This is a genomic window from Bacillus sp. MZGC1 (genome assembly GCF_002998605.1).
Taxonomy (GTDB): domain Bacteria; phylum Bacillota; class Bacilli; order Bacillales; family Bacillaceae; genus Bacillus.
In genome coordinates, this window is record NZ_PVRE01000006.1 from 1 (window position 1) to 12,419 (window position 12,419).

The 12,419-nt window shown below is 39.6% G+C and carries 14 protein-coding genes and 1 pseudogene; 9 read left to right on the plus strand and 6 right to left on the minus strand.

All coding sequences use genetic code 11. The features are described 5' to 3' along the window. Both C6Y06_RS16485 and C6Y06_RS16490 read left to right on the plus strand, forming a co-directional pair. Positions 1-926: DNA/RNA non-specific endonuclease (locus C6Y06_RS16485; RefSeq protein ID WP_223251469.1), on the plus strand; the 926-nt coding region annotated here is incomplete at its 5' end. Further along, positions 926-1,399: an antitoxin YezG family protein gene (locus C6Y06_RS16490; protein WP_034660749.1), complete on the plus strand. Its 474-nt coding sequence runs from the start codon at positions 926-928 to the stop codon at positions 1,397-1,399. The genes C6Y06_RS16485 and C6Y06_RS16490, both read left to right, overlap by 1 nt. A gap of 271 nt (positions 1,400-1,670) precedes the next feature. Here C6Y06_RS16490 and C6Y06_RS16495 read toward each other — a convergent pair. Beyond that, positions 1,671-2,057: pseudogene (locus tag C6Y06_RS16495) on the minus strand (macro domain-containing protein); the annotation flags it as partial. A 113-nt stretch (positions 2,058-2,170) separates the two neighbouring features. On the opposite strand from C6Y06_RS16495, the gene C6Y06_RS16500 reads away from it, so the two are divergent. Beyond that, a complete protein-coding gene (locus C6Y06_RS16500; RefSeq protein WP_034660750.1) occupies positions 2,171-2,713 on the plus strand; it encodes a GNAT family N-acetyltransferase in 543 nt (180 codons plus the stop codon). 141 nt (positions 2,714-2,854) lie between these two features. Beyond that, the gene (locus C6Y06_RS16505; protein ID WP_060596382.1) at positions 2,855-3,436 is read left to right on the plus strand and encodes an undecaprenyl-diphosphatase; all 582 of its coding nucleotides are present in this window, start codon (positions 2,855-2,857) and stop codon (positions 3,434-3,436) included. 52 nt (positions 3,437-3,488) lie between these two features. Here the strand turns inward: C6Y06_RS16505 and C6Y06_RS16510 are convergent, their stop codons facing one another. Together C6Y06_RS16510 and C6Y06_RS16520 are read right to left on the minus strand one after the other, a co-directional pair. Next, positions 3,489-3,860, minus strand: a complete 372-nt coding sequence (locus tag C6Y06_RS16510) for an iron chaperone (RefSeq protein WP_034660752.1) — start codon at positions 3,858-3,860, stop codon at positions 3,489-3,491. A gap of 508 nt (positions 3,861-4,368) precedes the next feature. Further along, entirely contained in the window at positions 4,369-4,614 is a 246-nt protein-coding gene (locus C6Y06_RS16520) for a hypothetical protein (protein ID WP_034660753.1), read from the minus strand. A 758-nt stretch (positions 4,615-5,372) separates the two neighbouring features. Here C6Y06_RS16520 and C6Y06_RS16525 point away from each other — a divergent pair. Further along, a complete protein-coding gene (locus C6Y06_RS16525) occupies positions 5,373-6,485 on the plus strand; it encodes a response regulator aspartate phosphatase (RefSeq protein ID WP_060596408.1) in 1,113 nt (370 codons plus the stop codon). A gap of 461 nt (positions 6,486-6,946) precedes the next feature. Beyond that, complete coding sequence (locus tag C6Y06_RS16530; protein WP_060596409.1) at positions 6,947-7,183, plus strand: hypothetical protein; 237 nt, start codon at positions 6,947-6,949, stop codon at positions 7,181-7,183. A 27-nt stretch (positions 7,184-7,210) separates the two neighbouring features. Here the strand turns inward: C6Y06_RS16530 and C6Y06_RS16535 are convergent, their stop codons facing one another. Together C6Y06_RS16535 and C6Y06_RS16540 are read right to left on the minus strand one after the other, a co-directional pair. Beyond that, positions 7,211-7,906 (minus strand): YoaK family protein, encoded by a 696-nt coding sequence (locus C6Y06_RS16535; RefSeq protein WP_106030930.1) that lies wholly within the window; start codon positions 7,904-7,906, stop codon positions 7,211-7,213. A gap of 34 nt (positions 7,907-7,940) precedes the next feature. Next, positions 7,941-9,806 carry a DNA ligase D gene (locus C6Y06_RS16540; protein WP_106037248.1) on the minus strand — a complete coding sequence of 622 codons (1,866 nt, stop codon included), beginning with the start codon at positions 9,804-9,806 and terminating at the stop codon, positions 7,941-7,943. Positions 9,807-9,920: 114 nt separating this feature from the next. On the opposite strand from C6Y06_RS16540, the gene ku reads away from it, so the two are divergent. Further along, on the plus strand, positions 9,921-10,769 hold the full coding sequence (gene ku / locus C6Y06_RS16545) for a non-homologous end joining protein Ku (protein ID WP_106037249.1): 849 nt from the start codon (positions 9,921-9,923) through the stop codon (positions 10,767-10,769). A gap of 23 nt (positions 10,770-10,792) precedes the next feature. On the opposite strand, the gene C6Y06_RS16550 is transcribed toward ku, so the two are convergent. After that, complete coding sequence (locus C6Y06_RS16550) at positions 10,793-11,236, minus strand: DUF2188 domain-containing protein (RefSeq protein ID WP_106037250.1); 444 nt, start codon at positions 11,234-11,236, stop codon at positions 10,793-10,795. 160 nt (positions 11,237-11,396) lie between these two features. Here C6Y06_RS16550 and C6Y06_RS16555 point away from each other — a divergent pair, with 160 nt between their 5' ends. Further along, positions 11,397-11,870, plus strand: coding sequence for a VOC family protein (locus C6Y06_RS16555; RefSeq protein ID WP_106037251.1), 474 nt, complete (start codon positions 11,397-11,399; stop codon positions 11,868-11,870). Positions 11,871-11,918: 48 nt separating this feature from the next. Further along, entirely contained in the window at positions 11,919-12,332 is a 414-nt protein-coding gene (locus tag C6Y06_RS16560; RefSeq protein WP_106037252.1) for an Rrf2 family transcriptional regulator, read from the plus strand. Positions 12,333-12,419: the final 87 nt, after the last annotated feature.

Sequence of the window (12,419 nt, forward strand, 5' to 3'; positions counted from 1 at the left end):
CGGCTGTTTCTCACCCAATTGAAACATCGAAAGCAATTGGAAAATCAATTTCAGACTCATTCCAAAAAGAAGTCATAGATGGTGATGCGTATTCTCGGTCACACTGGTTTGCCTATGCGACTGGTTCACTAGCAGAAATCGTCTTTGGTTCTAAAGGGGCAGGAGTCATCACAAAAACGGGGACAACAGCGGCCAAAACTACGGTGAAGAAAGGGCTTGAACAAGGAGCAAAATCATTAGACAGAGTCTCCATTCCTAGCCTATTGCCATATTCACCAAAGTTTCAAATGGCTGGCGGACCCAAGCTGCCGTACAATGTATTTGACGGAGAAAATCTTAAAAATAAACTCCTCTCCATGGCAAAGCGTCTAGACAACAACTCAGGATACGGAATCTCTAAGACAGGCAGACGATTACCAGCACCAAAATCACCGCCAACCGTTGTCAGTTACGGAGATCACTATGTGAGATGGAAACGTAAAAAAGTATTAAAACCCAATGTCGTTTATTCAACAAAGCAAGGGTACACCTACACAACCGACCACTACGGAAGGATTGTCAAAGTCGAAGCAAGTGATTTAAAATACGGAGAGATCAAAAGAAACCAATATGCCCAATCCAATTCAGGGAAGCCTGACAGATTACTAGATGATGATGGTGGGCATTTAATTGCTTCAATTTTTAAAGGATCTGGAGATATTGATAATCTTGTGCCGATGAATGGGAATTTAAACAAAGGTGAGTGGAAAAAGCTTGAAAATACTTGGGCTGATGCTCTTCAAAATGGTGATGAAGTTAAAGTGAAGATTACACCTAACTATAAAGCGGATTCTCTACGCCCAGAAACTTTTGATATTAAATATAAAATCGGTGATGATGAATGGGAAATCAAAAGGTTCGACAATGTGTATGGAGGTAAAAAGTAATGAATGAAGAAAAAATAGAACATTTATATAAAGAGATAGTTGATGTTGTAGTGGGAACAATACCAATTGAATGGGGAAAGGTGTATTTATATGGTGAGGTAGTTAAAGGTTCTCAAACTGTTTACTTTTATTTTTCATCTAAAGAAAATGAGGGTAAACTGGTATATAGTCATGAGATCACTGAACTTTTTGAAGTGAGTGAACATGAATACAAAGAAAGATGGCATCAATTAGTTGACTGTATCCAAGAACTTAAGAGAGAGTTTGAACAAAATGGTCAAGAACCTTGGACAAACTTCACAATGATATTTGATGAAACGGGGCATTTTAATATAGAATTTAATTATGATGACCTTTTGAATACAAACCCTCATGAAAGAAAAACTATTTGGAAATATAATCATCTAGGTATTATACCTAAAAGTAATTCTGGTAAAAAACATTTAGAAAAATACTTCTCTACATTGGAGTAACTTTTAGAGATGTTATAAAATTCGTTTTGATAGATTAAAGAAATAAAGACTAGAGAACATATTGAGAGCATCATTCCAAGCAGAAATGGTGCTCTTATTCAATAATGCCCCCTATTAATCAATAACAAAACAGACACACTTAGCAACAAAATAAAAATCAATACATATGGAATCAACTGTGTATTGATTAGCATGTCAAAGAAACCGATTCACGAAAGCAAAAATATCGAAAAACACAATATTCTTTTCTAATTAAATCTTTCTTTTCACTTTATCGAAACCAATAAACCGTCACTTCACAATCACCCAATACCTCTTCAATCATGTCTTCCACAATCGTCCAATCGCCGCCCGCCAATCCGCAGCCGATCCCGTAAGGAATGGCGATGGAAGTTTGGTTTTTCTTTTCATTTGAATGGGTTACTGTGTCTTTTAGGCTTTGTAAGCAGCTGCGTAAGGCATCGTAGTCCGTTTGCATTCTTTTTCTACCGTATCCAGTTTGAGCAAATAAGTTGGCAATTGTTTTTCCGTCATTAGTTGTAATGAGTTGAACGGAGCTTAACAAGTCATCTCCTTGTTCTGTACATAATTGTTTATAATCTTTGTATATATTGGGGTATTTGCTTTTGATTTGTTTGGCTAATCCAGCGCCCATGACCCCTTTACAGTTATTGAAGACACTTCACAACAACTTGATTGTCAAAGCAGGTGCATGTCATCTAAAATATGGAGAGACTAGAAAACACGAAATGATGCAAAGAGGAGTCATTTATGAATCAATTAGAAACGAATCGTTTAATTCTTAGACCGTTTTGCGAAGAAGATGCGGCAGGGATGCTGGAGTACTTGTCTAATCCAAGAGTAAATTGTTTTCTTAGTGATCGAATTTTTTCATTAGAAGAAGCTGTGGCTAAAGTGCAAAAGAGAAAAGAAGATCATTCATATGTAGCGGTTTGTTTAAAAGAAAGTCAACTAATTATCGGTGAGTTGTTTCATTTAAAAGAGGAGCCTGATACGTATTCAATCGGCTGGAATTTCAATGCAGCATATGAAGGAAAGGGGTATGCACGTGAGAGTGCTGAAGCATTCTTGACCTATTTATTTGTAGAAAAGGGAGCAAGGCGGCTTTATGCCTATGTAGAAGATGATAATGTCCGTTCACAGGCATTATGTGAGCGATTAGGCATGCGGAAAGAAGGCCTTTTTCTTGAGTTTATTTCATTTACTACTTATGAGGACGGCACCCCTAAATATGAAAACACGTATCAATATGCTTTGCTAAAAAAGGAATGGGAGCAGCATCACTCTCTATAGAGCACTCAGTGAATGATGTGCAGGTGACAGCAAAGTGACAAACATGTCATATGATTCCATGGTTTGTTCGTTCGATCGATGGAGCGGTCATCTCATTTCAATTATCCTTGTCATAAATCGAGGAAAAAGGGATGAAATGAGATGCAGGGGTATAATGAAGATTTATTTAGGTGGGTGAATCAGCTCAGTATCGATCATGGTTACTTGAATCCGTTATTCATTGGACTAGCTGAATATACAGTGCTGTTAGCAGCGCTCATGTGTCTGTTCATATGGTTTCAAAATCGGAGCAGAACCAATAGGCGGGTGGTCGTATCTGCCGGATTTACTTTCATATTGGCAGAGTTAATTGGCAAAATTGCAGGAATTTTTTATTCCAACCAGCAGCCCTTTGCCGAAATGAGTCATGTCAATCTTTTGATTCAAAAGGAAGTAAATAACTCTTTTCCGAGTGATCATACCATCTTTATTTTTTCTGTTTGTCTGATCTTTTGGCTTTTTCACAAGCGCCATGTTTATTGGCTGATCATTGCGTGCGCCGTTGGTTTTTCAAGGATTTGGGTAGGTGTCCATTATCCATTTGATGTCTTAGCAGGTGCTGTCATAGCGTGTTTAACAGCGGTCGCTGTTGTATATTTGCCGATATGCCAAAGGAGCGTTAATGCCATTTTGTCATGTTATGAGTGGCTTGAGCAGAAAGTTGTAAGGAAGAGAACAAAATAACATGTTGCAGCAAAATACCCCGATCTGTTAATGGCTCAGATCGGGGTGCTTTTTATTTTCGCCAAAACGTTGAACAATCCGCTTTGTCTTCGATATTAAATTCGATGATTTTTTTTAGGAGAGGATAATCAACTGGCAAGCTTTCCTTCATGCGAAACATCTTTTTTCCATGATCGTAACCCGCTTGTACAATGTCAGCTGAAAAGTGATCGATTCCTTTACCTTCTGGTGCGACAGAAATGTGATGTTTTGCTACGCTAAACCCAATAATAAATGTGCCGTGGTCTGTGAACATGGGCTGATTCCAAGCAATTCTTGGCTCTAATTGAGGGAATGTGTCTAAAATCCATTGTAAAATGTCTTGTGTGCGCTGCTTCAGCTTTGGATTACCGATATTGCTTACATATTCTTCAAACACATGCATGATGTTTTATCCTCCAATTCCATCGACCTCATACGTCTCAGACGGGATTCGAACCCGCACTCCTTTCGTAAGCATAGGTTAGGGGCAACACGCCGCTCTACGGAATTTCACCTGTCGCAGCTAGTGTTCTTTTCGATGCTTCTGAACCCTTACCTTGCGGCTCGCCAGCTATAATTCGTTTTACAGTGCTCTAGCCTTCTAGAGCTGCTGAGGCGCGGAAGTTATTGATCTTATTATATATAGTAAAATGCTAATAGGGTTATTGTAAAGAAAAACCTATGTATAAAGAGATTAGGGAGATTAAACCAAAATATGCTCCAAAATTAACTATTACAAGGTATATAATGAAATCGGTATGAGTGAAAGATTGTATACACGTTTAAAAGCAAAGACTTTCCTAGACCTGGATTATGCTCTCATTGAGGTTTAATTTAAAGCACCCGTTTAGAGGAGTTTGACTTTGAAGTAAAAAACGACCCCAAAATTGGAAGTCGTTTTGTAAATATTTTTATTTTGAAACAAAGCATTTTCCGTTAGATAATACTTCGCATTTTACAAGGAAATAACTGTTACTACTTGTCCAAACTTGAGTGTAACTTACCCCATTTTGTTTAATTAATACGTAATCCCACTGATCAGGATAAGCATCTCTGACCCACTCTAACGGAGCAGCACTTGCAGTATTCATAGAAAATAACATTGTTGCAGAAAAGGCGATAGATAATACAGCTTTTTTTAATGTTGATTTTTTCAAACAAAACAACTCCTTAATTTGAATTAACCTATTATTTGTAAATAGGTTAATTCAATAGTATCAAAGAGAAAAAGCATTTTGTGTCGAATTTTGTAAAAATGCCTTAAATTTACCTATTTATATAAGGTGATAATTTTCACAATGTATGAATAAATCTTTTAACACTTTTAAAGGTGTATTGATTTGTTTTTTTATTTGCGTATAACTGGCGTCGTTTTTGGCGGAGCATGACGTAATATCGTATTATGCGATAGATTAATTGAACAGCTTTTAAAAGTGACTTTTCGTTCGGTAAATTTTGCGATTAGTTCCATGGGTTCTCTTTCTGCCGCTGATCTTTACGCGAATCGCACAAAATAGTCAAAGGCACATATGATAAAAGACCATATGGATTTGTATACAGCATTGAATTGGGCTGATAGAAGGTGACAAACCTGTTGATGAGTAAACTGAAAGAGATAAACTATCAAACAAAAATGAAGGCGTTACTCACAAGCGTTCAAGGACAAAAAGCCCCAAAAAAGGGCTTTTTTCATTTCATCACGAGATGATTGGGTACTTTAAAACCGAAAAAAGGTGAAATATTTACGCAAACATCATTGACTAGAAGAAAGAAACGCATTTTCAATGGAAACGGTTATTGAAGATTCAAGTGATTCATATTAAAATGATCTCAAATGGACAATTAGCAATTGCTAATAGAAGTTCCATATTTAGTGAAATCATGTGATGCAGCTGAAAGTGATTGGGGGTGTAGAATGAGCAAGATTCCTGTTGCGGAATTGGCATCATTATTAAATGACTGGAACATGGAAATCAAAAAAGATCATGCAGATGAGGCAGAACGGTTATTTGCTAAAGCGAAACAAGCGGTAGAGGAAATTGACGATGCGGACATCCTTATGTACTATTCTCTTCTTGAGAAGAGGCATCACATTCTCATGTACAATTTAAGAGGGCAAAAGGGCAGTGTTTCAACGAGAAGTATAGAAGGTCATCACGGAAAAAAAGAGGATGACTTGTCTAACCGACTTGCCTACTATTTTGATTTTTATGAGGGTGTGTATGAGCAGCATCAAGGAAATTACGAGGTTGCATTGCAAATGTATCAAAGTGCTGAAAAGCTCTTAGATAAAATTCCAAGTGAGATCGAACGTGCTGATTTCGATTTTAAGGTGGCCTGGCTTTACTACCGGCTTAGTCATATCATGCTCTCATTAAGCTATATCCGCAGAGCACTTCACGTCTATAAACGGCACAAGCATTATGAAAGAAGAACAGCCCTTTCATACTCTCTCATTGCGGCGAATCAAACAGAGATCGGCCGGTATGAAGAGGCGCTTGAAAATTATCGCCTGGCGGAAGAGGTTTTGACAAGCGAGCAGGATGACTTTATGCTGGCTCAGCTCCATCACAATGTAGCCATTTTATATTCATTTTGGAACAAACCGAAAGAATCAATACGTCATCTTGAAAAAGCACTGTCCCATCAAGAATATTATGAGTCGGATTTCTTTTTCCATTCTACGTATCTGATCAGCCGGGAACTCTGTGTGATTGGTGAAAAGCAGCGTGCAAGCCAATATATAGAGGCTGCGTATGCCAGAATAAAAGATGCTTCTCATGAAGTGTTTCAGCTGAAAATAGGCATCGTCCATGACCTTTACTTAACGAATGCACCACAAAGATTTCAGCAAATTGATGAGAAATTAAGAAAGTTAGAAGAGAAGAATGAATATCATGAAGTAAAAGAGCTTTCACATTTTGCTGCTAAGTATTGTGAAAAGCAAGCACTTTATGAGCAGTCTGTTTTTTACTTGAACAAAAGTTTAGAAGCGGATTTACATATGAAAAGAATGGGGTTGATTTAAGATGAAAACAGGTTTAAAAGTATTATTCGTTGTAGGTTTAGCGATCGCTGCGTCAGTTCTGACTCAAAACGTTGCGGGTTCTTTCGAAGTAGCAGAAAAAATCATTGGTGGTTAATCCACCATTTATCTCTCGCCCTTGTTGATCATCGTCAGCAAGGGTTTTTTGTATGTTGTTAATAGGCTCTTCTTATTAAACGCTACAAGAACGTTTAATAAGAAGAATTCGCAACAAAGGGGGTGTGCAAATTTGTTACCTGCCCCATTATTCTAAATAAACATAGGGCAGCGCAACAAGTTAAAAAGGTCACCTTTCTTTGCTTAATTTAATTTTTTGCAGGACTTTTCATTCACATTTTATCAAATTGGTCTATTGTACATAGAAGTAAAAGAAAAAGTCGGAACACCGCTCCATTTGTCATGCATATGATGTGATGAGTTGTTAGACGAAAGCAGGTGATTGTATGTATCCACGAGTTTATGGAGGTTTTCATGGAGGCGGTTTTAGCGGTGGGGGAGCACATATCGGATCGGTTGGTTCTCATATCGGCTTTGGCGGGTATTATGTGAGCCCTGGTGTGTTTTCTGGTTTAGGCGGTTTCCCTGGATACGGTGGATTCGGGACATTTTCTGGATATCCGTATGGCTCCACGTTCATTATGGGGCGTCCTCCTGGTTTTTATGTGAGAAGTTATGAGTGAACGTTGAAATAGCCATCTAACGATTGGCTATTTCAATTGGTGAAAATGCTTCAATGCAGCAGTGATCACAATCACCCCAAGGATAGAGATAGGCAGCCAAATGATGATAAACGGATCGTACGCATCTGTGTATGCCGCTAAAGCGGCACCTAGGCAGTAAAAGACAATAGAGCCTATTCGCATGAAACTGACATGCTGAATAGGAGCTTTTCTTTTTTCCCGGTGTGAAATGCGCTGAGCCAAATCTTCAAATAGGTTAGCGAGTGTACTCGTTAGAACCGTTGTGGAAATGCCAGCCACATTTAATTTGCGGGCGGCCGCTGTCTGGAGACCCATGGCCATACTTAAAAGGATAATCAGCATAAAATAAGCACCTTGTGTATAAGGGAATATGGTCATGAGAGCAAATAGAAGTAGTATCATGACTTCTATGATAAAGATACGTGTAACGGCTTTTGGCCAAAATGTTTTCTCATGTTTTCCGCCTATCACAACAGCAAGTAAAACCCCTAGAACGAATCCACTCAGTGCAGTGATGGAATGAAGGGCTGTTAGCTGCAAGGAGCTTCCTGCTGCAATGCCAAGCAGCACAATATTACCTGTCATATTGGCTGTAAACACATGCCCTAGGCTCAAATAGCCAATCACATCCACAATTCCTGCGGAAAGGCACAAGAAGATTAGTGCTATATTTCGAAATGAATGTGCGGTCAAAATGGTCATCCCTTTCTTACTCTCTAATGAATAAGTGTAACGCTTAATGACCGCGTATGTCCATCTTATGTGCCGGTATGATGTCTTCAAGCCGATGTAAGACTTGTCTGAAAGTGTCATCATTTACAAGATGCCTCATGCGGCGGAATGGATCGCCTTTTTCCTTTAGACGCTCTATAACAGCTGGCATGGTAAACAAAGAAGGATGAAGTCCATCTTGATGGAGTTCGTCCCATTCAAGCGGTGTCGCTACAAGTCCAAGCTCATTTCCTCTTGGTGAATAGGGCGCGATGATTGTTTTTCCAGCATCGTGCTGAATATAGTCTAAATACAAGCGATTGCCGCGTTTTTTCTTAAGGCGTTCTAAAGTAAATAGCTCAGGAGCTTGTTCACATAAAAATTGGCATATAAACGCGGTGAATGATCTCGTTTCTTCGTATGTGAAGGCATTTTTCTTTAATGGAATATACACTTGCAGTCCTTTACCGCCGCTTGTTTTAATAAAGGCTGTGAGAAAGAGACCGTCTAAAAGCGCTTTGATTCGCTTGGCAGCCTCTATGGCTAGATGAAACTCGTTAACAGATGGCGGGTCTAAATCAAAGACGATTTCGACCGGCCGGTCCGTATCCCTTGTTTCAAAAGGAATATGAAATTCCATCGCCAGCTGGTTACCGAGCCAAAGAAGCGTCTGCGGGTCATTACAGACCGTGTAAGCAATATCATCAACTTGATCGGTCAACACAAAATCTGGTGCATAATCAGGTGTCGACTTTTGATAAAAGAATTCATCCCCAGCGCCATGGGGGAACCGAATTAAAGTAAGTCGTCTTTCACGTAAAAAGGGCAAGAGATAGGGAGCCGCTTGTCTCAAATAAAGTAAGTAATCTGCCTTGTTCAGATGAAGAGCCGGCACAATCGGTTTTTCAGGATGAGTGACCTCAATCACGGCAGGGAGCTGATACAGCTGTTTGAGCATTTGCTGAAACGTACATGCTGCTGGGTCAGTATCTAGTAAAAAGGAAGAAAAACGCGGCTCTCTTAAGGCGGATCCATCAAAGGATATACAAGCAATGCTGGCGACGATAGAAGGAGGGATTTCATATCCTGATGCTCCTTTTAGCTGGCCTTTTGTTTGAAAGAGTGTACGCAGCGTTTGTTCTTCTTCTTTAGAAAACCCATGCTTGAATTGGACAACCTCGGTGAGATGATGATCTTGATAAATACAGCCTTGGAAATAGCCATTTTCTTTATCAAAACGAGTCACAATGACAGAGACATAGCGCCAGTTTTTGACTTTCAGCCATTCTTTTGACCGGGTATTGTCGTGCCATTTACTCGTCTTTTTTTTCGCAACGAGTCCTTCTGCTAAATACGTCGTCATCAGCTTTTTCATATATTCATGATTTGTGTCTGTATGAATAAGTTGAAGAAGGGAAGGGTGCTCCAGCTGAACAGATGGCGGAAGTTTTGCTTCTTGGAAAACTTGCTGTAACTGTTTTTTCCTATCCATCAACGGTAAATCAACAAGGGATCTCCCTGTACATCTTAATAGATCAAATGCAATCAAATGACATGGAAACCGCTCAGCCTGCAGCTTAATAGCCTCTTTGTTTTTCAGCCTGCCTCTTTGCTGAACCCTCGCAAAATCGCTTTGCTGTTCATCCAGTAAAAAGACCAATTCCCCATCAAACGTAAGTGGTAAAAAAGGAGCAAATTGGTCCCTTAATTGTTCGCACTGTTCAATAACCTCAGGAAACTGTTCGTTTAATCGTTTTCCGGCTCTACTTTCTAAATGAATCTCGTTTTCCTCCCACATCAGGATGGTCCGAAAGCCATCATATTTTAATTCATACACCCAGTCTGAACCGGTAGGAATATCATGTGCCGCCGTTAATCGCATAGGTTTCATTGTCATGTCACTTCCTCATATGATGTGTTCTTAGAGTGGGATGAAATTTTCATTTGCATACATAAGTCTAACGAAAACATTACATAGTAAGGAGAAAAGAACGGAGGCGACGCGATGCATACAGTTTGGAAAGGCGGCATTAGCTTTGGACTAGTCAATATTCCAGTTAAGCTGTTTACTGCTACAGAGAACAAAGATATTAAATTAAGACAGCTGCATAAAGAGTGTCACACGCCCATTAACTATAAAAAGGTTTGTGCCAACTGCGGGGAAGAGGTGGCACCAGAACAAATCGTCAAAGCGTACGAGTATGCGAAAAATAAATTCATTGAATTAGACGATGAAGAGCTAGAAAAACTGCGAAAAGAAAATGAAGAAAAAGCCGTCGAAATCATTGATTTTGTGAAGATAGAAGAGATTGATCCAATCTATTATGAAAGAAGTTACTTCTTATCCCCGGATACTGGCGGTGCGAAGGCTTATTCATTATTAAGAAAAGCTTTAGAGGAATCGGGAAAAATTGGTGTGGCGAAGATTATGATCCGCTCAAAGGAGCAATTAGCAATCGTTAGGTGCTATGAACATATTTTGCTGATGGAAACCATTCATTTCCCTGATGAAATTAGACAAGTATCTGATGTACCGAATATCCCCCAAGAGGAGAACATTGTAAAGAAAGAGTTAGATACAGCGCTCCTTTTAATCGAGCAGCTGACCACGACATTCGATCCAGCGGCATATCAAGATGAATACAGAGAACAGCTGATGAACTTAATTGGCGATAAAATATCTGGAGAACGTACGGTTCAGCCAGAAACGACAGGCAAAAAAGATCCTGCATCCAATGTGACTGATTTAATGGCGGCTCTACAGGCTTCAATCGATCGATCAAAACCTGCCAAAGCGAAAAAAGCAGCACCTAAAAAAAGAAAAACACCAGCGAAAAAAGAAAAGAATGCATAAGAAAAGACCGCTTACGGGCGGTCTTATTGCGGCTTTAACACGTCCTGAATTGTTCCATCTTTTCTGTGGATAACAACAGAAGTCCCTTTATTAGAAGCAATCTCCTTTGCCCGGTCAATTGCTTCTTGTTTCGTTTCTTTGACCTCACTTGCTCGTTTCGCTTTCTCTGTCTGAACCGCCCAGCCTTCTTCGTGCTTGACGACATGCTGCGCATGATCCATGAGCTCTGGTCGTGCAGAGCTGCTGCCCTTAGAAGGTTTGACAGAACCATGAGATGAGAAATTCTCTATCTCTTTCTCCGTTGCGTTTTTCTTCCACTCTTTCGCTTGACTGATCGCAATTGGGATGGCTCTATTTTCGTCATAGCCTTCCTGTATCATTTTGTTGGCAATCTCAAGCGCTTTTTTTCGAATGACGTTATCTAACGATTGAAATGAAGCCGGATAATCATTCATCGTCCAAGGCATATGAACCGCTCCTTTCTTTTATTTGAACACCTTCCCCCATCTGCAATGGATCAAACATATCATTCTTCTCAAACCAATGAATGGGATAAAATACATCGTTTTGCTGAGGCGGAATCTCATCAAATCCCGCAGAATAGAAGGGAGAAAAGGAGTGGTTTGGATGATGATAAAAGGTTTGTATGAAGCCCATTTACCTGTGAGTGATTTGAAGGCATCTATTGCGTTTTATGAAAAATTGGAATTGACACTTGCTCACGAAAATGAACGAGTTGCTTTTTTATGGATTGAAAAAGGAAAGAGCTGGCTTGGCTTGTGGAAAGTAGATATAAATGCTTTTCCATACCATCCCTCGACTCGGCACGTTGCCTTTCAAATTACAACGTCCAGTATCGAACAGATCAAGGCTTGGCTTGTTGAAAAAGGCATCAGTATTCACCCAATGTTTGGTTTTTCAGAAGAGGAACAGCCTTTAGTTCTGGATAATCCGCCGCAATTTCATGCAGCGATCTATTTTCTTGACCCAGATGAGAATTTGCTTGAATGCATTGCCCCGCTTGAACTTGATACAGCAGAAGACTACGATATCATGACATATGAGGACTGGGATAGAAAGAAAAATCCGTTTATTGATTGACAAAATCACTCATTGTAACTATATTGATTACAACGGTGGTGAAAGATTGTGAAACAAATTAGCAGCAGGTATCCGATTGCTGTTCATATTTTGTCATTTATTGCAGGTGTTCCAAAAGAGTGTACAGGGGATTTTATTGCGGAAAGTGTGAATTCAAATCCAACCATTGTTCGAAAAATGATGGCAATGCTCAAACGGGCGGGACTTATTGAGATACGCCGCGGAGTAGGCGGTGCTTACTTAAAAAGGCCGGCAGAGGAAATCACGCTGTTAGATGTGTACCGTGCTGTCGATGTAAGCGAGGATGAAGATTTATTTAACTTCCATCAGCCAGTCATCGCATGTCCGATTGGTCAAGCAATGGATACAAGACTGAGGAGTGAACTAAAAGAAGCTCAGGCAGCGCTTGAAAATCACCTCAAACAAGTGACCATCCAGCAATTGTTGACAGAGTCAGAATAAAAGAAGCTCAGGCTGAACTTGAGCTTTTTTTACACCAGTTGTTGTAATCGAGATGGTTATAACGAATAAACGGATACGTAAAGCTGT